This is a genomic window from Pedobacter sp. MC2016-05 (assembly GCF_026239735.1).
In the GTDB taxonomy this organism is placed as follows: Bacteria; Bacteroidota; Bacteroidia; order Sphingobacteriales; family Sphingobacteriaceae; genus Pedobacter.
Genome location: NZ_JAPIVT010000008.1, coordinates 26,870 through 45,063 on the forward strand (window position 1 = coordinate 26,870; position 18,194 = coordinate 45,063).

Annotated in this window: 19 protein-coding genes; 8 read left to right on the plus strand and 11 right to left on the minus strand. The window is 36.7% G+C overall.

From position 1 onward, the window contains the following. Window positions 1-62 precede the first annotated feature (62 nt). The 4 genes from OQZ33_RS12290 to OQZ33_RS12305 form a co-directional block, all read right to left on the minus strand. Window positions 63-344, minus strand: a complete 282-nt coding sequence (locus tag OQZ33_RS12290) for a hypothetical protein (protein WP_265799318.1) — start codon at window positions 342-344, stop codon at window positions 63-65. Between the two features lie 27 nt (window positions 345-371). Continuing rightward, window positions 372-1,037 carry an HAD family hydrolase gene (locus OQZ33_RS12295; RefSeq protein WP_265799319.1) on the minus strand — a complete coding sequence of 222 codons (666 nt, stop codon included), beginning with the start codon at window positions 1,035-1,037 and terminating at the stop codon, window positions 372-374. 137 nt (window positions 1,038-1,174) lie between these two features. Beyond that, window positions 1,175-2,338, minus strand: coding sequence for an esterase-like activity of phytase family protein (locus OQZ33_RS12300; protein ID WP_265799320.1), 1,164 nt, complete (start codon window positions 2,336-2,338; stop codon window positions 1,175-1,177). Between the two features lie 99 nt (window positions 2,339-2,437). Continuing rightward, window positions 2,438-3,337 (minus strand): DUF6515 family protein, encoded by a 900-nt coding sequence (locus tag OQZ33_RS12305; RefSeq protein ID WP_265799321.1) that lies wholly within the window; start codon window positions 3,335-3,337, stop codon window positions 2,438-2,440. A 193-nt stretch (window positions 3,338-3,530) separates the two neighbouring features. Between OQZ33_RS12305 and OQZ33_RS12310 the strand changes: the two genes are divergently transcribed. From OQZ33_RS12310 to OQZ33_RS12320, 3 genes are all read left to right on the plus strand, one after another. Continuing rightward, window positions 3,531-5,399, plus strand: coding sequence for a CocE/NonD family hydrolase (locus tag OQZ33_RS12310; RefSeq protein ID WP_265799322.1), 1,869 nt, complete (start codon window positions 3,531-3,533; stop codon window positions 5,397-5,399). Window positions 5,400-5,518: 119 nt separating this feature from the next. Then, the gene (locus tag OQZ33_RS12315) at window positions 5,519-7,171 is read left to right on the plus strand and encodes a M1 family metallopeptidase (RefSeq protein WP_265799323.1); all 1,653 of its coding nucleotides are present in this window, start codon (window positions 5,519-5,521) and stop codon (window positions 7,169-7,171) included. 303 nt (window positions 7,172-7,474) lie between these two features. Next, window positions 7,475-8,206, plus strand: a complete 732-nt coding sequence (locus OQZ33_RS12320; protein WP_265799324.1) for a head GIN domain-containing protein — start codon at window positions 7,475-7,477, stop codon at window positions 8,204-8,206. Window positions 8,207-8,425: 219 nt separating this feature from the next. On the opposite strand, the gene OQZ33_RS12325 is transcribed toward OQZ33_RS12320, so the two are convergent. After that, entirely contained in the window at window positions 8,426-9,316 is an 891-nt protein-coding gene (locus OQZ33_RS12325) for a hypothetical protein (protein WP_265799325.1), read from the minus strand. Between the two features lie 96 nt (window positions 9,317-9,412). Next, window positions 9,413-10,117, minus strand: a complete 705-nt coding sequence (locus tag OQZ33_RS12330; RefSeq protein WP_265799326.1) for a DUF2490 domain-containing protein — start codon at window positions 10,115-10,117, stop codon at window positions 9,413-9,415. 248 nt (window positions 10,118-10,365) lie between these two features. On the opposite strand from OQZ33_RS12330, the gene fabV reads away from it, so the two are divergent. The 4 genes from fabV to OQZ33_RS12350 all read left to right on the plus strand — a co-directional run bounded on the left by fabV (window position 10,366) and on the right by OQZ33_RS12350 (window position 13,617). Beyond that, entirely contained in the window at window positions 10,366-11,559 is a 1,194-nt protein-coding gene (fabV, locus tag OQZ33_RS12335; RefSeq protein ID WP_265799327.1) for an enoyl-ACP reductase FabV, read from the plus strand. Between the two features lie 162 nt (window positions 11,560-11,721). Continuing rightward, a complete protein-coding gene (locus OQZ33_RS12340; protein WP_265799328.1) occupies window positions 11,722-12,276 on the plus strand; it encodes a GNAT family N-acetyltransferase in 555 nt (184 codons plus the stop codon). A gap of 227 nt (window positions 12,277-12,503) precedes the next feature. Then, the gene (locus tag OQZ33_RS12345) at window positions 12,504-12,956 is read left to right on the plus strand and encodes a cold-shock protein (protein WP_056850953.1); all 453 of its coding nucleotides are present in this window, start codon (window positions 12,504-12,506) and stop codon (window positions 12,954-12,956) included. Window positions 12,957-13,269: 313 nt separating this feature from the next. Next, on the plus strand, window positions 13,270-13,617 hold the full coding sequence (locus tag OQZ33_RS12350) for a cupin domain-containing protein (protein WP_265799329.1): 348 nt from the start codon (window positions 13,270-13,272) through the stop codon (window positions 13,615-13,617). 18 nt (window positions 13,618-13,635) lie between these two features. Here OQZ33_RS12350 and OQZ33_RS12355 read toward each other — a convergent pair whose 3' ends face one another. Then, on the minus strand, window positions 13,636-14,196 hold the full coding sequence (locus OQZ33_RS12355) for a DUF4230 domain-containing protein (protein ID WP_265799330.1): 561 nt from the start codon (window positions 14,194-14,196) through the stop codon (window positions 13,636-13,638). Window positions 14,197-14,330: 134 nt separating this feature from the next. Here OQZ33_RS12355 and OQZ33_RS12360 point away from each other — a divergent pair, with 134 nt between their 5' ends. Continuing rightward, window positions 14,331-14,738, plus strand: coding sequence for a hypothetical protein (locus OQZ33_RS12360; protein WP_265799331.1), 408 nt, complete (start codon window positions 14,331-14,333; stop codon window positions 14,736-14,738). An 8-nt stretch (window positions 14,739-14,746) separates the two neighbouring features. On the opposite strand, the gene OQZ33_RS12365 is transcribed toward OQZ33_RS12360, so the two are convergent. The 4 genes from OQZ33_RS12365 to OQZ33_RS12380 all read right to left on the minus strand — a co-directional run bounded on the left by OQZ33_RS12365 (window position 14,747) and on the right by OQZ33_RS12380 (window position 18,049). Beyond that, a complete protein-coding gene (locus OQZ33_RS12365; RefSeq protein ID WP_265799332.1) occupies window positions 14,747-15,739 on the minus strand; it encodes an ABC transporter ATP-binding protein in 993 nt (330 codons plus the stop codon). A 100-nt stretch (window positions 15,740-15,839) separates the two neighbouring features. Then, on the minus strand, window positions 15,840-16,652 hold the full coding sequence (locus OQZ33_RS12370) for an outer membrane beta-barrel protein (protein ID WP_265799334.1): 813 nt from the start codon (window positions 16,650-16,652) through the stop codon (window positions 15,840-15,842). Between the two features lie 100 nt (window positions 16,653-16,752). Then, a complete protein-coding gene (locus OQZ33_RS12375) occupies window positions 16,753-17,499 on the minus strand; it encodes a hypothetical protein (RefSeq protein WP_265799335.1) in 747 nt (248 codons plus the stop codon). Then, window positions 17,480-18,049 carry an RNA polymerase sigma factor gene (locus OQZ33_RS12380; protein WP_010601060.1) on the minus strand — a complete coding sequence of 190 codons (570 nt, stop codon included), beginning with the start codon at window positions 18,047-18,049 and terminating at the stop codon, window positions 17,480-17,482. The genes OQZ33_RS12375 and OQZ33_RS12380 overlap by 20 nt, the downstream gene beginning before the upstream one ends. Between the last annotated feature and the right edge of the window lie 145 nt (window positions 18,050-18,194).

The window sequence follows — 18,194 nt, forward strand, 5'->3', positions numbered from 1 at the left end:
TAAAATGCACAATAATGCTTCCTATAAAAGGAAGTGTAAAAAACGTTAATTATAGATATGTATTAATAAATCACGAAATAATCGTCGATTGGCTCTTTTTGAAGGTTAAAAGCTAAAATATAATAACCGATTTCAAAATCGTCTTTAATAATTAAGCTCTTGATAAAAATTGATTCCTGATCTTTTATTTCAAAAGAAAGGTTATCAACATCAAAATAAATTTCATTTGTGGAAACGTCCAAATCAAAATTGGTATTATTATCGATTAAATATTGGAAGCTTTTAGTTATCTGCTCTTTTATCTCTCTCGAATCAATAAAGCTTTTAATTTCTGATTCTTTCATACTCCTTATTAAACTTATCTTAAAACACTACAAAATTCCATGCTCCAGGATATAAGTTTTTACATGAGCGAAATTTAGAAATAGTTGATCGGCGATTTTTAATTTTTGGTGAGCCCTAACATTATTTTGAACGGCATAGGTCGTTATTCCAGCTGCCATTGCCGATTTTACACCATTTATAGTATCTTCGAATACGATACATTCCTCTTTCTGGAGCCCGAGTTTTTGAACACAAATATTGTAACTTTCAGGATCAGGTTTGCTTTTCGTTACATCGGTTCGGGTGACAAATAATGTAAAATATTTAGCTAATCCATTTCTCGCAAAAACCGCATCTACGTCTATTTTCGGACTTGCAGTAACCACTGCCAGGGTAAATCCTTTATCGTAGAAATACTGAACAAAATCTAATGCAAATGGCATTAGGGCAATATCTTTTGTTCTAAATCCATCGAAGGTAAGTTGCTCTCTTCGCTCGATAAAGTCATCCAGATCTGCATCTATTTTATACTTGCTGATAATCGTTTTTGCATTTTGGGGCAAAGGAATACCAGCATAACTGCTCAGCCAATCCTTAAAATCAAGCACCACATGATATGGGGAAAGAAACTCATTCCAACAATCAAAGTGAAACTTTTCGGAATCAATTAATGTTCCATCTAAATCAAATAGTAGCGCTTTTATTTTACTCATATCTTCTAAGGGTTGATTGCATAGATTTATCTTTTGCATAGTTACACAGATTAATAGATTTCAAAGATTAATTTGTTTTCCCGCCTGGCATCTAACTTCCGACTCGGCTTTTAGACTCTAACCTACGGACTTTCAGATTACCTGATCACTTCAAAAAGAAAAAACTGTTGAACTTGTGCTTTACCAAAATTATTATCTACACAAAAAACTAATGTATTATTTCCATTTGGCAATTTCGGGCCAAAAGTAATTCCTTCAATATTATCAATATGCATATTCAAAGAATCAAAATCGAAAAGTATTGTTTTTTTTAATGGTTTAGGCGGATTCGCGATAAAAGAAGGATTGTTGATTACATTTTCAGCGCCATCCAAATCCACCAAATAGAGCTTCACAAAGGAGTGATCGTCGCGTCCTTTTGCCCAGGCCCTTTCCATCACCAACAGGGTATGATTATTTATAGTCAGAATTTCGGAAATACCGTTCAAATTCCAATCACTTTCTGCTGTCGGCTTAATTGGCAAAGCATCTAATCTGTATGCATATTGTGCTGTATTTTGTTTTTTATCTACATCAAATTTCACAATTCTTGTTAAGGCTTGATTAAATTCGAAATGCGACTGCTCACCGTCTTGATATAAGGGTTCCTCTAAACTGGCATATAAAGTTTTGAAATTATCTGCATAACTTAAACCTTCAAAAAAGGCATTTTTACGAACGCCAAACTTCTGTTTGGTGATGTGAAAACCAGCGGGCAACGGAATGGTATCTAAATATTTTCCTGTTGTAGATAGGAATGTTAGCGCAGGCTGAACAATGGTTGTATCCGTTTTTCTGTAAAGCCGTTCGCCCTCGTTGCTCCAAACAAAAGTTTGTTTTAAAGGATTATAGCGAACCGACTCTCCATCAGCTTTTGAATTTTTACCGTATTGATATTTCGGATATTCCGTTCCATCGTTTTGCAGAATAAAGGTAACTCCTGTCAACCTAACCGTATCTATTTTATCTTCTTTGATATCAATTTCTGCGGTGTAAATCCTCGCCGGACTAAACTGCGATGGATCGTCGCTAATCATATAATATTGATTTTTTTTTCTATCATAATCAATACCAGATAAACCACCCACCAATGTATTCTGGAAGGTTCCATTAAGCGGCATAATGTATTCGCTCAAAAATTTTATTGATGAAATGGAATTTTCCTTATTTCTATCAACAACATTTTTTGTTGTGGAACACGAAGAAAACAATAGGATAGCAACAAAATTGAAAAGGGAGATTTTCGAGAATATTTTTTTCAAATCGAAATATTTTGGTGGCAAAAGTATAGAATTTGATGAAATAAATAAGCCGTTCCAATTTAATATTGAAACGGCTAAATATTTTATCCAATGAATGGTTTAAAACAACTTGCCAATGATGCGATAAGAAATCTTATCTCCATCAACAACTTCTTCGTAATAAACATCGGTAGGAGAAACAAAATACTTTTCGTTTTTAATGGTTACTTCTCTACATCCATCTGGCAACTGTGTAATAATTTCACCAATTTGATGGGTATCAACCGGGCCATCAGTTGTATTTAACACGCCATCTTTTCCAGCAACAATATAAACCGTAGCGCCATCTGCATTTTGGCCCTGAGTATAGTAAACACCTTTATATTCATAATAGTCTACCCCATCAATAGTCACTAGATTTGCATCTTGTGGCAAGCTTGGTACTCCTGCCCCAACTGGAGGTACTACTACCTCATATTGGTTATTATTTTGCTGATAAAATAATCCCCCGGAATAATAAAACTGGTTCGGACCATAATTAAATGGGTAATAACCATATGGTAAAACGCCAATTCTAAATCCTAAAAACGGCCTGTAAAAATTATAATAGCTGTAATATGGCCGATAGTATGGCCTTCCAAAACCTGGGCGATACCCATAACCCGGCCGGTAATTTCCTCCTGGGCGAAATCCCGGTCTGTTATAACCTGGTCTGTTGTAACTATACCCAGGGCGTTCAGGCCTGCCCGAATTAGAGCGACTAAATCCTGGATCTATTGACCTATTTGAACCTCTATTTGGAACCTGCGACATCCTATTATTTGATGGAGCCTGCATAGAAGGTTGCCTCGATAAACTACCCCTTGATGGTGAAATGGAGCTTGACCTACCGCCTCCAGCACTTGATGAACCCCCGCCACCTCTACTTGGGCGTTGAGCTGAAACACGCTCGATAGTCAAAGTTGTCATCATCACTGCCGCAGCCAAAACAACTATTCCTTTATTTAATAACCTTTTCATGTTTGTGTTTAATTTAATTATAAATATGACGATGAAAGCGTTCGAAAGATTAATCATTAACATTATTTAACTTAATTCTGATAGAGCAATGACGATCGCCTCTAAGGCAGCTAACAAACCTTTTACGGGATGTTTTTTCTAATCAATTTCTAATCACCTATATTTAAATTTTATTACTAAAAACCAAACCTGAATGAACTTTTCAAGATTTTTAAATCTCCTATTTTGTTTATTTATTTCCACTTCACTATGGGCTCAGCAACCTGATTCGGCTTATGTTAGAGAAAACTACACTAAAATAGAACGTCAAATACCCATGCGAGATGGAGTTAAACTCTTCACTTCCATTTACATACCCAAAAATCAATCCAAAAAACATCCATTTCTGATTAACCGAACGCCTTACACAGTTGCTCCATATGGTGCCGATAATTATAAAGTAAGCCTGGGAAATTTCCCTGCCATGGCTCGTGAGGGGTTTATCTTCGTTTATCAGGATGTACGCGGACGTTGGATGAGTGAAGGTACTTTTGAAGATATTCGACCACAAACTAACAAAAAAGGTAAAACCGCTATTGATGAAAGTACCGATACCTATGATACCATAGATTGGTTAATAAAAAACGTGAAAAACAATAATGGCAAAGCAGGCATTTATGGAATTTCATATCCTGGATTTTATTCCACTACTTCTCTTCCAAATGCGCACCCAGCGCTAAAAGCTGTTTCGCCACAGGCTCCCGTTACCGATTGGTTTATGGGTGATGATTTCCACCACCGTGGCACTTTGTTTTTAATGGACGCTTTCAGTTTCATGAGCAGTTTCGGAGTTCCACGTCCAAAACCAATTACACCAGATAAAGGGCCAAAAGGTTTCCAATTTCCTATTCAGGATAATTATCGCTTTTATTTGGAATCAGGCTCGATAAAGAACTTAAAGGAAAAGTATTTTGCTGATAGCATTAAATTTTGGAATGATTTATTTAAACATCCAAACTTAGATACCTTTTGGAAAGCACGATTGATTACCCCACACTTGAAAAATGTTAAACCAGCTGTGATGGTGGTTGGTGGTTTCTTCGATGCCGAAGATGCTTATGGAACTTTCGACACTTACAAAGCCATTGAAAAACAAAATCCAGGAGCTACCAATATTCTAGTGGCTGGACCGTGGTTTCATGGCGGCTGGGTACGAGGTGATGGTTCATCTTTTGGCGATATTCAGTTTGGAGCTAAAACAAGTATCGATTATCAACAAGAGTTTGAACTTCCTTTTTTTAAACACTACTTAAAAGGTGAAGGAGATTTTAACGCTGCCGAAGCGAACATTTTTGTCACGGGATCTAACGAATGGAAAAAATTTGCAAGCTGGCCACCTCAAGAAATAGAAACTAAAAATCTATACCTGCAACCTAACGGAAAATTGAGCTTTGAAAAAGTGGGCAGAACCGATAGCTGGGACGAATATGTGAGCGATCCGAATAATCCTGTACCTTATCAGGATGGCGTTCAGGCAAGAAGAACCCGAGAATACATGATCGATGATCAACGTTTCGCTGCCAGAAGACCTGAGGTAAAAACATACCAAACGGATGCTTTAACAGAGGACATTACCCTAACCGGACCAGTATTGGCGAATCTGGTCGTTTCTACTACCGGAACAGATGCTGACTATGTGGTTAAATTAATTGATGTTTATCCGGAGGATGAACCAAATCCGAATCCGAATCCTGAAAACATTATCATGGGAGGATATGAAATGCTGGTTCGTGGCGAGATTATGCGTGGCAAATACCGCAACAGTTTCGAAAAGCCCGAAGCCTTTACTCCTGGTGCTATTACTAAAGTGAATTATCCACTACCAGATGTGGCACATACTTTCAAAAAAGGACACAAAATCATGATTCAAATTCAGAATTCATGGTTTCCTTTAGCTGATCGTAATCCACAAAAATTCATGGATATCTACCAGGCTGAACCTGGTGACTTTCAAAAAGCAACGCACAAAATTTATCACGATGTAAAAAACAGTTCCTTTATAACGGTTTCGGTTTTGAAGTAACTTCAAGCAATAACTAAAGCAATCGTCATTGCGAGGCACGAAGCAATCTCATTTTGATTGCATCTCAAGTTTTTGTGAGATTATTTCATACCTCGCAATGACGCAAAGAAATATTAAAAATGAAAAAAATACTCACCCTTATCTCCATTGCATTAAGCATTGCAAGCGTTCAGGCTCAGATGCTTGGCAAAAATCAAGTAAACTCAAGAGCCGATAGTTTACGTGGAACGCTTACACCATTACGAACTTGTTACGACATTAATTACCATCACTTAGATGTTAAAATTGATATCGACCAAAAATCAGTTGCAGGAAGCAATGAATTTGCTTTCACGGCTATGGAGGATTTTAACAAACTGCAATTTGATCTTTTCGATAATCTGAAGGTTGAAAAAGTAGTTTATAATAACACAGCGTTGAAATTTTCAAGAGAATATAATGCGGTTTTTGTAACCTTCCCTAAAACAATTAAAAAAGGAAGCAAAGACAAATTTACCGTTTTTTATTCTGGGAACCCGAGGGTAGCTAAAAATGCTCCTTGGGATGGTGGCTTTATCTTTAAGAAAGATTCTGCAGGGAATCCATTTATTTCGGTAGCGTGCCAGGGTTTGGGAGCCAGTGTATGGTGGCCAAATAAAGATCATCAAAGCGATGAAGTGGATAGCATGCTCATAAGCATCAGCGTTCCCAATACACTGCAAGAAATATCAAATGGAAGACTAAGAAATACTGTTGACAAACCTGATGGTTTCAAACAGTACAATTGGTTTGTTAGTAACCCAATCAACAACTATGATGTAAGTTTCTATATCGGAAAATACGCCCATTGGACAGATAGTTATGATGGCGAAAACGGAAAATTATCGATTGACTATTGGGCACTTCAGGTGGATAGTGCAAAAGCCCGTCCACATTGGGATGCTGACGTAAAACCGATGCTAAAATGTTTCGAATATTGGTTTGGGCCTTATCCATGGTATAAAGATGGCTACAAATTGGTTCAGGCGCCGCACTTAGGCATGGAGCACCAGAGCGCTGTGGCATATGGAAATCAATTTAAAAAAGGCTACTTGGGTCGAGATTTAAGCGGAACGGGACACGGTCTAAAATGGGATTTTATCACAGTACATGAAAGTGGCCACGAATGGTTTGGAAATAATATTACCACCAAAGATCTTGCAGACATGTGGGTGCATGAAGGCTTTACTAATTACTCTGAAACGCTGTTTACAGAATGCACCGATAGTAAGGCATCAGGTAGCGAATATTTAATTGGTATTCGCAGAGGGATCAGCAATGATATTCCGATTATTGGCCCTTATGACGTGAATAAAGAAGGTTCTGGTGACATGTACCCAAAAGGTGCAAATCTTATTCACAACATCCGTCAATTAATTAATAATGATGAAAAGTTCAGACAGATTTTACGTGGCTTAAATAAAACCTTCTACCACAAAACGGTAACCACAGCGCAAATAGAGAACTACATTGCCCAGCAAAGTGGATTGAAATTAGATAAAGTTTTCGATCAATATCTTCGCCACACCAACATACCATTACTGGAATATAAAATTGAAAACGGAACACTTTCCTATCGGTGGATAACGGATGTTAAAGGTTTTGACATGCCGGTTCGCGTAACCCTAAAAGATGGAGTTTATAGTTTGATAAAACCTACTAATAATTGGAAAACTATAAAAGTTGATGCCAGCATTACTGCGGAAAACTTCAAAAATGATCCTGCATTTTATATTAATATTAAAAAAGGATAGCAACAATTGAAAGGTATCCAAAACAAAGCCCATTGCATAACGCATTGGGCTTTGTTGTTAAATGGATGGTAACAACCCTGCGATTAATAAAAAGAAAGGAGAACTGCTCGACACCTCATTATTCTATTTTACGGAACAATGATTAGAATCATTTTTTATACCTATGGCCCACCTACTCACCGAGAAAATTGAATTAGTTTTAATAAGCTATGCAACTTTTTGATAAAATGATCGTCTTATAAGAAAACCGTATTCATCAACCAATTGAGGCCATCTCAATTGGCTATAAAACTTTTATCAATAATGAAAAAACTATTTGCCCTATTATTCGCCGCATTTACCTTAACAACAGCCATCAGCGCAATTGCCAAAGAACAAATTAATATTAAATCATCGAAGCTTAATGATGATGAAAGAGAGGTTGGCAATTTCAATGGCATCGCTTCCGCCGGACCGATAAATGTTGTGGTTACCTTGGGCAGCAAAGAAAGTTGCCGTTTAGAAGGTGATGCTGAAGCGATTTCATCGATCATCACTGAAGTGAAGGGCAATGTGTTAATTATTCGTCCTCAAAACAGCATCACCAGTTGGTCTAGAAAATATGAGGGTAAAAAGATAACCGCTTACGTATCGGCTAGAGAATTGGCCAGCTTAACCATGAGCGGTTCTGGTAGCATGGTTGTAAATGGAAAAATCAGCATGACTGACTTAACCACCACCTTAAGTGGTTCGGGTAGCATCAAAGCTTCGGCAGATGTTGATCACTACAACGGAGTAATTAGCGGTTCTGGCTCGCTGAACATTACAGGCAGCGCCGATCGTGCGAAGATTGTTATAAGCAGTTCGGGATCTTTCGAAGGAAAAAGTTTTGCAGTAAGTGCATTAACGACTACCATAAGTGGTTCTGGAACTGTTCACATCAAAGCAGATGAATCAATTAAAGCATTTATCAGCGGTTCTGGAAGTTTAAGTTATTCTGGCGATGCAAGGGTTGATAAAACCATCATCGGCTCAGGTAGGGTAAGAAAAATTTAAAAAGTATAAACCTTTTAGTTCTAACGTCTCAATGAAATTTGAGACGTTTTTTTATATGAAGTGAATTTAAAATTTGATTCTCACATCACACTCCTTAGTTCAATTTTCATACGATGAAATCACAAAGCTTTCTCACTACGCGATGCTCATCAATTTAATTAGATAAAAGCCCCCGTTTCCAGTAAGATACATCCGTTTTGTTAGGCTGAATTTTAGCATTTAAAACTGAAAACCTATCACCGTTAAATTTTCGATATAATTTATTTTCTGGCTAGCCTTATCAAATTCATCCCACCCAGTAGTGTGTACCCGGGTTAAGTTAGTTGCTCCAAATTTGGTGCTGTTTTGTAGATAAACATTTTTCCAGACATAGAATTTTAATCCAACTTTAGCCGAAATGCCATAACCTGATATACTGAAGTGGTTATTTCTACCCAATCCAAAAAGATGAGCTTCCGTTCGTGGAACCATCAAGCCAGCTCCTAAACCTGTTTCCAAAGTCAACGATGTGTTTCCACCTGGAGCTACCCAGATATCATCATAACGCTCTACTTCAACATTTGCATAGTTAAAGCCATCAGTATGTTCGTAGGTCAACATGCTTTCCTTCACATTAATCATTTGCCCATTATAAGTGCCAGCAAGAGCACCGGTTGGGGTATTTTCTGGAGTAATGTTCGCACCGATTTTGCCCGTAATAGCTACCGTTTGCGGAATATCCATTACGTATTTCATGTGATCCCAGCCAATGGAAATGCTATAATTATCTTTGATGAAATAACCAACACGAATATTGTATTGGGGAACGGTGATTAAACTTGGATTTAAATAATCCCATCCCAGTCTTGATTGCCTATCGTGAGCGACAACATCGTGCAGCTTGAAATCGTAATTTGGGCCTTGGAATTGAATATCGCTTTTACCATACCATGAATTGTTATACCCCCAATGAAAATAAAAATCTCCTTTACGGGAAAAATTCCTTTTATGCTCTGGATTAAATAAACTTTTGGAAGTTGGTGTACGATTAACAGAAGACGTTTTCAACTCTTGTGCTTGCATCCGCTTGCCAAACAAGAGCGCAAAAAATAAGATAGACAATTTTTTCACGCGGCAAATTGAGTGAAAACGATGACCAATTACAACACCTTTAACATTTTGTAATCCATCTCAAGCAAAATATGACTTTAAAACATTAAAACCATATTAAAACCTGGTATATACCGCAAATTGAACAATGCTGTTATTCGTGTGGTTAGTAAAATTCTTAACCGCCTGATTCATATAGCCAACTTCCAAATCTACTTTCTTTGAAAAACGATATCCACCAGCCAAGTAAAGTCTGTTTTGATCGAAAACACTATTGTTGATTTTTTCCTTATTTTGAAAGTTTAAAAAAACCTCATTTTGCAAAACCACAAACATACCTTTATCAAAACTCTCCGCTGTTTTTTGCAAAGGCTGAATTAGGCGAAAAAAATACCTGAAACGTTGCGAAAAAACGTCTTCCTTGGCCCGCCCAATAAATCGCTGCTCTACCCTTACTCTATGGCTTGCAAATATGGAACTTAACTTATGGCTGAAGATATATTGCTCAAAAATACGGTGTTCATGCAAAAATGTATTCGAAACACCTTCAGCCTTATTTTGAGTAGTTTGCCATAAATAACCTAGCGCTACATTATGATCTTTATTGATGAAATATTGCAATGCTGGTCTAACTAAAGTATTTCTAACATAGCCCCAATCATCTGCAGAACGTACCTGTACATCGAAGTGCAGACCCCATTTCTGATTAAATTTGGTATTATTCACAAACATAAACCAGCCCGAATTTTGATATTGGGTTTGTGCGCATAAGGTGCCCGAGGTAGCCAACAATATAATAAAAGGGAATAGTAATTTTCTCATAAAGGTATTTGATATTTAAGTAGAAATCGTAACGCTGCGCTAAAATAGCAGAATTTTGATAAAGCCTTTCGATAACATTAAATTAATATAAGCTTAACAACTTCGAAGTTAAAATTGTTGATGCAAATTGTCTTTATTTAAAATTCATTTAGCCGAAAGGAATTAAAAATTTATCTTCGTTAAAGATTTGGCTTTGTACCATTTGGATTAAAGCCATTTTAACATTACGAAACGTAAAAAAGAACAAAATGATTATTGAACCGAGAATGAGGGGCTTTATCTGTTTAACAGCGCATCCAGATGGTTGTGCTCAAAACGTAAAGAACCAAATTGAATATGTAAAATCAAAGGGTGCCATCAATGGGGCTAAAAAAGTATTGGTAATTGGTGCATCTACAGGCTTTGGCTTGGCCTCTCGTATTGCTGCTGCCTACGGTTCTGATGCGGCTACAATTGGTGTTTTTTTCGAAAAAGCACCATCAGCAGGCAAAACCGCATCTCCAGGTTGGTATAATAGCGCTGCTTTCGAAAAAGAAGCCCATGAAGCTGGTTTATACGCAAAAAGTATAAACGGCGATGCTTTCTCTAAAGAAATCAAAGCAAAAACTATTGAGTTAATTAAAGCCGACTTAGGTCAGGTAGATTTAGTAATCTACAGTTTAGCTTCTCCGGTTCGTAAACACCCAGATACAGAAGTTTTACATCGTTCTACTTTAAAACCAATTGGCGGAACTTACACCAACAAAACCGTAGATTTCCATACGGGTAATGTTACAGAAATTTCAATAGAGCCTGCAACTGAAGAAGATATTGAGAATACTGTGGCCGTAATGGGTGGAGAAGACTGGGCAATGTGGATTGATGCATTAAAAGCAGAAAACTTATTGGCTGAGGGCGCTACAACAGTTGCCTACTCCTATATTGGCCCTAAACTGACAGAGCCAGTTTATCGCAAAGGAACTATCGGCCGTGCAAAAGATGATTTAGAGGCTACTGCTTTTACGATTGCTGATAAGTTAAAAGATATAGACGGTAAAGCTTACGTTTCGGTAAACAAAGCTTTGGTTACACAAGCAAGTTCGGCTATTCCTGTTATTCCATTATATATTTCATTGTTGTACAAAATAATGAAAGAGGAAGGTATTCACGAGGGTACGATTGAACAAATTCAACGTTTATACGCAGAGCGTTTATACACTGGTGGAGATATTCCTGTTGATGAAAAAGGAAGAATCAGAATTGATGATTTGGAAATGCGTGACGATGTACAAGCTAAAGTGGCAAAGCTTTGGGAAGAAGCCACTACCGAAACATTACCTGCAATCGGCGATTTACCAGGTTACCGTTCAGACTTTTTAAGCTTATTTGGTTTTGAGATTGATAAAGTTGATTATCAAAAAGAAGCAAATGAACTGGTAGAAATTGAAGGATTAGTAGAATAATTATCAAATTAAGCCTTGTCAAAATGCGTTCACCCGTTCTTAGACAAGCTCAGAACGACATTAAAAATTAGGCTCGCTTCTAACGAGTGCATAGCTAATCGATTGTTTCGTTAACATTTTAGGCGGCTGACCTGTAGTCAGCCGTTTTTATAACCCCATCATATGCACTTCGACCTACAACCTACACTAGAAAACGATTTGATTGAAGTGGTTCCTTTAAAAGCTGAAGACTTCGAAAAACTTTTCGAGGTAGCTACCGATCCACTAATTTGGGAACAACATCCAAATAAAGACCGCTATAAAAGGGAAGTTTTTGAGAACTTTTTTAAAGGCGCATTAGAATCAAACGGCGCTTTTATTGTTTATGATAAAGCTAGAGGTGGTGTTGTCGGCAGTTCCCGGTTTTACGACTTGGATGAAGAAAACAATTCGGTTGTTGTAGGATATACCTTTATTGGGCGTAGTTTTTGGGGTAAAGGACATAATGCCGCATTAAAAAAGTTGATGTTTGATTATGCTTTCCAGTTTGTAGATAAAGTTATTCTTCACATCGGTGCAACAAACTTCCGCTCTCAAAAAGCTACAGAAAAACTAGGTGCTAAAAAAATTGGCGAACTTGAGGTAGCTTACTATGGTGAACCTGTAAAATGGAATTTCGTTTATCAAATGGAAAAAGGGAAATGGGAAGAGCAGAATTTAGGCGACCGCAGATTCTAAGATTATTCTAGACTTAAAGCTTTAGAAAGATACAATTCGATAAATCTGTGTTCTGATGGCAATATCTTTAGTAAAAGATTAAATCTGCTAATCTGTGGCTAAAAAAATTATATACAGCATTTGTGTAACGCATAATTGAATAAAATCGTGTTTTCGTTTTAGTATTGTTATATTTGTATAAATCTCCATTTCCACTCACCTTAAAAACACAAAACAATTAAATATATATGGCTAAATCTCAGGCAACATACAGTAAAAAAGAGAACGAAAAAAAACGATTAAAAAAACAAAAAGACAAACAAGAGAAAAAAGAAGAGCGTCAATCTAATGCTAAAAAAGGCTTAGCGCTTGAAGAAATGTTTGCATACGTTGATGAAAACGGTAACATTTCCTCTACTCCACCAGATCCGAAAAAGAAAAAAGTTTTCAATATTGAGGATGTTCAAATTGGTATTACAAGACAAGAAGACATTATCGATGAAAATCCGGTTAAAAAAGGAACAGTAACTTTCTTTAACGATAGCAAAGGTTACGGTTTTATTAAAAACACTGAAACTCAGGATAGTATTTTTGTGCACGCGAACGGTTGCGTAACGCAAATTAAAGAAGGCGATAAAGTAACTTTTGAGGTAGAAATGGGTCAAAAAGGACCAACTGCTGTTAAAGTTTCGAAAGTTTAGTTCTCACTCAGGCCCATACTCGGGCATTGTAAAAATTCTGCAGATCAATTTCTGCTGCGCAAGGTTTTATAAAATATATAATTCCGTCTATTTAAGCATAAAACCTAGCGCATATTTTTTCCTTTCAACAGCTTATAATGTCAGGAACTAGCATTTACTTCGCTAATGCTATCGCGTACACTATATTTTTTTAACAATAATATCGATAAACATAAAATAAACGGACGGCAGTTCTTATTTTTATCGCGACGAATTTTAAAGGAACCTTTTTCAGCATTATCTAAATAGTAGTTGAAAATCTAAAAATAATAAAATGAACTTTAAAGATTTAGCTAACAAAACCTTAATTAGTGATAACGATTTAGACTGGCAAGAATTAGGTGCCGGTGTTAGGCGTAAAATAATGCCCTTTGATGATAATCTGATGCTGGTGAAGGTCGAATTTGAGAAGGATGCCGTTGGTTCGCTTCATAATCATCCGCATTTGCAACTTAGTTATGTAGCAAAAGGAAGTTTTGAAGTTACCATGGGTGATGAAAAAAAGATTCTTAATGAAGGCGATGTATTCTTCGCACCATCAAATGTTTTTCATGGTGTAGTTTGCTTAGAAGCTGGTTTATTAATCGATGTTTTTAATCCACACCGTGAAGATTTCTTATAAACGAACTTCATACTGGGTTTACTCAAAAGTTAACCTTACATTCTTGTAACCCAATCCCTCAATTATTGGTTTTAGCACATTTGTCGCATTGGTTTTGGTCTGCTTTAAAATATCCGATTTTTTCACTTCAGCAGTGATCTGTTTTTCCGCAGCTTTGTAAGCCTCATCCACTAAACGTGCTTCTCTAAAAAAGGCCATCTTGGTATCGTATACCCTTGAATTTTTGTGGTCAATTTTTACATAGCAAATCTCTGGCTGTGGTAAATTTACTACAGCTGTATCTGCTGTCACTTCAATATCGTCCTTTGTTATTTTTGTAAGGTCGATACAACCAACAGCCTCTGCTTTAACAATAAGCAACACACTTGCTTCAGGTAAAAAATCTGTTTTGTTTTTGTGTTCGAGTACGTCGCTAATTTGATAGCGAACCAGTTCTAATTTACCTATGGCCTCTATTTTATCTACTAAAAGCTGATGTTTGCTTTCTACGGATGTACTGATGCTGAACTTTTTTGAGATGAAGAAGTAACCTGCAATTAATAAAATCAACCAGGGTAAAACTCTAAAAAATACTCTCATTGCGGTGATGTTTTAATTCAATTTTCGATGTTGTGCATTACCCTTTAAACAATTATTAATCCACATTGTGTTTTCCAGCATTTTTGGCAGTTGTTTTGTATTACTCAAAGCACACACAAATGAAACTGATCAAAATGAAAAAATTTACTATCCTCATGCTATGCATTGTCACACTAGGTTTGGCATCTTGCAAGAAAGACACAATTGTTGAGAACACTCCAAACATTACATTGTACAAAACCATTCAACCAAATCAGTGGCAAAGTAATAATGATAATGGAATTTATTATTATGTAGACATTACTGATAGTAGAATAGAGCAGTACGAGGACGATGGTATCATATTATCTTTCGCCCGTTTCAATGATGATGGTTACGATGCCTTACCATTTAATTACGGTCCTGATTCATACAGTTACAGTTCTTTCCCAAGCAGAATAAGAGTATATCTGCAAAACAATAACAATAAAAATTTAGAACCAACTAGGCCCACAGCGAGCATAACTGCAAGAATTGTTTTGGTTGCATCATCTTCAGAATAATAATCTTTTTAAAACTCTAAAAAACGACTAATGTTCAACTGAACGTAGTCGTTTTTTTTATGCTCACCTCTATTCAATTGTATTGCTCTAACAGTAACACCATTTCTTTCCAATAGCAGTTCATCATAAAAACCTTTATAGTAAACATCCTTTACCTCAAAGCGTCTGCTACTCCAGTTACTGTTAATTTCTGCCCATTCGGGATAAAAAACAATATTTCCGGAAAAGGTTTTCAATCCGAGTTTCTCCGCGTCGCCTCGAGATAAGACAACAGCATTTCCTAAGATTTGAGCTGTATAAATGTGTTTCGGGTGCTGATAGATTTCGGAGGGCTTACCGGTTTGAAGCAGCGCCCCGTTACGTAAAATTAAGAGTTGATCGGCCAGAAACAAACCATCCGCAGGATCATGGGAAACTAAGATCACGGTAACACCAGTTTCTGCTGCCACACGCTTAATATCGGCCCTTAACTGGTTTTTTAGTAAAGCATCAACCTGACTAAAAGGTTCATCCAAAAGCAAAACTTTGGTATCTGCTACCATTGCCTTGGCAATGGCTACACGCTGCTGCTCGCCACCGCTGAGTTCAATAATCTTTTTATTTTGCAGTGGAAGGATCCGGAGATGTTCCATGATAGCCAAAGTTTTTTCGGCCTTTGTTTTTAAGTCAGTATTCGATAGTTGTGAGGCAATATTATCATAAACCTTGGCATAAATATTGAGCGAAAAGTCCTGAGTAACCATTTTCATCTGCTTATGACCCGGAATTAGTTGTTCATCTGGGCCTTTTACTTTTTCGCCATCGAAGAAAATCTCTCCTTCATCAGTTTTCAGCAAACCGTAAATCGATTTTAATAACGTCGATTTCCCACTTCCGCTTTCGCCAATAATCGCTACTACATCTCCCCTGTTGATATTAAAACTGATGTCTTTAATACCACTTGCTTGTTCTGCCTGATACTGCTTTGTTAAATTTTTAACGCTTATTATATTATCGCTCACCTGGTAAAGATAAAGCTTAAAGCTTAAAGAGAAATGTTTTTACGCAAAAAATCCTGTTCCGCCTAACCGAAACAGGATCTAATTTGTGTGTTGCTATTTTTTAATTTAAACCGAAGGTAATACCGAAACTCATGTTTTTTAAACCAGCTTGTGCAGGGGTATCAAACATATCGTTGAAGTAATATTTGGTAAATAAACCTAAGCCGCCATATCCAAATCTGAATGAACCACCGTAACGTACCGATTGAAAATGGTAATTATCATATTGCTTTTGTTTTCCAAATTCATCACTTATTTGTTTTACTTTCCCTCCAAGTAAGAAACTAACCTCCGGACCTAAAACAAAGTAAAAACGTTTGCCTTTGTCATTTTCTTTAGTGCGGATCTCGAAGTTCAAAGGAATGTGTACATAACTGCTTGAGAAACGATTTTTAGAGAATTCAACACTTTCAGGAAGCGCAGTTAGCGTTGGCAAGTTCTTTTGGGTGGTAACATTATCTCTTAATCTGATTAAGGTCCAGTCGAAACCACCAGCCAAATAAACTTTAAAGTTTGAATTAAAGCGATATCCGAATTGCAAAACATCGAAAGAGAATGTACTTGTTTTACCGCCTCTATAATCTAAAAACTCGTTAGCGGGAGATAAGTTAAAACTTCCATTATCTATTAACCTGGAGAAGCCTAAATCTACTCTGGTAAAAGTTATCCCCCCTACAAAACGACCTTTTTTTTGATTATTCGTAGAATCTGTACTTTTAGTTATTAAGTTACCTCCACCTATCGTTAATGTGTACTTGCTTTTCTTTTTAATAACAGTGTCTTTTATTACTGTATCTTGCTGAGAGAAAGCACTTGGAGCCATAACACCGGCAAGCCCGCTTACCAAAAGTGTTGTAAAAATTAGATGTTTCATATGTGTTGCGTGTGTTTTTTAATGATTAACTGAGAGAGTGATTGAATGAGAGCACTATAAGACCTGATCTTGCATTCTTTAAATCCTCACCAATCCTGGTTTATTTTTTCTTTTTACCAAACTTAAACGGACCAATATTAATTGCTGAAATTGAAGAGTCATCATCATCAGTACGGAATTGGATAAACTTATCTTTTCTCTTGTCTACTTTATTTACAATCAAGTTTACCACGTCGCCTACATTACGGATCCCTTTATTATCAGTTTGATCGTCTCCTCCAGCTACCTCATCAGCTTTTATTGCAGCTACGTTCGAAGCGAGTATCGGTTTTTCCTGTTCTAAAATGGCAGCATCAATCTTCTCTTTAAGATCTTGTTTAGCGGGCTCATTTTTAGCTAGAACAACCTCCTGTTTTTGCATTTGAAGCGCCGTAACTATCTTCTGTTTTTCTACATACTTGATTGTTTCCTTAACTTTAGTTTTTGCAATTGCTGTGGAGGGTTGAGTTATAGTTGGTGAAACTTGCCCAATTTCTTTTTCCTGCGTGATAACTACTATTGAAGAATCTTGAAGAGGTTGCCTTTCAACAACTGGCTTTGTAACTTTTAATTCAAGCCTGCTTGCAAATTGTTTTGGTTTTTCCTGCTGTTGGTAAACTAAAAACCCAACTGCTGTAATTAGTAAAACTGCTGCTGCAGCCAACCAATAAATCGGAAAAACCCTTTTTCTCTTTGTTTCAATTTCACTTTCAATGCTACTCCATAAATCTTTCGATGGCGTTACTTCGGCATCTTCGAAAGCATTTTTAAACAACTGATCAAAATCCTTATCCTGTATAGGTTGCATAACCAAATCCCTCCATTTTTATAATTTCTTCTTTTAATATTGCCCTAGCTCTCGATAATTGCGACTTACTTGCGCCTTCTGAAATGCCGAGTGTTTCTCCAATTTCTTTGTGTGAATAACCTTCAATTGCATACATATTGAAAACCATTCGATAACCATCGGCAAGCTTTTGTATCACTTTCATTAAATCCTGCATACCTAGTGTTCCAAAATCGAACCCTGTTGAAGGCTGCTCGTATGCCTCGTCAATCTCAACTACATTTAAACTGCGCAGATTTTTGCGATAGCTTTCTATAGCGGTATTCACCATCACTCTTCTAATCCAACCTTCAAAAGAACCCTCTCCTCTGTATTCTTTAATCTTTTGGAAAACCTTAATGTATCCCATTTGCAATACATCTTCAGCTTCCATCCTATCTTTGGCGTAACGCATACATACGGCCAACATCTTCGATGCAGTTTGCTTGTAGAGCAACTCTTGCATCTTCCGGTCGCCAGCCTTGCAGCCTTCCATCAAATCGTTTATCGTATAGCTTCGCGTCAATTTCATTGTGTGTTTGTATATAGAAGATGGCAGTTTACAAACATTGGTTGCATGAGTGGTAAGAAAAAGTTAAATAAAAGTTAAAATTTATTTTTAGCACCTGATTATCAATTAGATAAATGTTAATAAATTTTTAGAAAAATATAGTTTT

Coding starts and splice junctions, on each gene's coding strand:
- OQZ33_RS12290 (WP_265799318.1), bottom strand. CDS start 344: ATGAAAGAATCAGAAATTAAAAGCTTTATTGATTCGAGAGAGATAAAA.
- OQZ33_RS12295 (WP_265799319.1), bottom strand. CDS start 1,037: ATGAGTAAAATAAAAGCGCTACTATTTGATTTAGATGGAACATTAATT.
- OQZ33_RS12305 (WP_265799321.1), bottom strand. CDS start 3,337: ATGAAAAGGTTATTAAATAAAGGAATAGTTGTTTTGGCTGCGGCAGTG.
- OQZ33_RS12310 (WP_265799322.1), top strand. CDS start 3,531: ATGAACTTTTCAAGATTTTTAAATCTCCTATTTTGTTTATTTATTTCC.
- OQZ33_RS12315 (WP_265799323.1), top strand. CDS start 5,519: ATGAAAAAAATACTCACCCTTATCTCCATTGCATTAAGCATTGCAAGC.
- OQZ33_RS12320 (WP_265799324.1), top strand. CDS start 7,475: ATGAAAAAACTATTTGCCCTATTATTCGCCGCATTTACCTTAACAACA.
- OQZ33_RS12330 (WP_265799326.1), bottom strand. CDS start 10,117: ATGAGAAAATTACTATTCCCTTTTATTATATTGTTGGCTACCTCGGGC.
- fabV (WP_265799327.1), top strand. CDS start 10,366: ATGATTATTGAACCGAGAATGAGGGGCTTTATCTGTTTAACAGCGCAT.
- OQZ33_RS12340 (WP_265799328.1), top strand. CDS start 11,722: ATGCACTTCGACCTACAACCTACACTAGAAAACGATTTGATTGAAGTG.
- OQZ33_RS12345 (WP_056850953.1), top strand. CDS start 12,504: ATGGCTAAATCTCAGGCAACATACAGTAAAAAAGAGAACGAAAAAAAA.
- OQZ33_RS12350 (WP_265799329.1), top strand. CDS start 13,270: ATGAACTTTAAAGATTTAGCTAACAAAACCTTAATTAGTGATAACGAT.
- OQZ33_RS12355 (WP_265799330.1), bottom strand. CDS start 14,196: ATGAGAGTATTTTTTAGAGTTTTACCCTGGTTGATTTTATTAATTGCA.
- OQZ33_RS12360 (WP_265799331.1), top strand. CDS start 14,331: ATGAAAAAATTTACTATCCTCATGCTATGCATTGTCACACTAGGTTTG.
- OQZ33_RS12370 (WP_265799334.1), bottom strand. CDS start 16,652: ATGAAACATCTAATTTTTACAACACTTTTGGTAAGCGGGCTTGCCGGT.
- OQZ33_RS12375 (WP_265799335.1), bottom strand. CDS start 17,499: ATGCAACCTATACAGGATAAGGATTTTGATCAGTTGTTTAAAAATGCT.
- OQZ33_RS12380 (WP_010601060.1), bottom strand. CDS start 18,049: ATGAAATTGACGCGAAGCTATACGATAAACGATTTGATGGAAGGCTGC.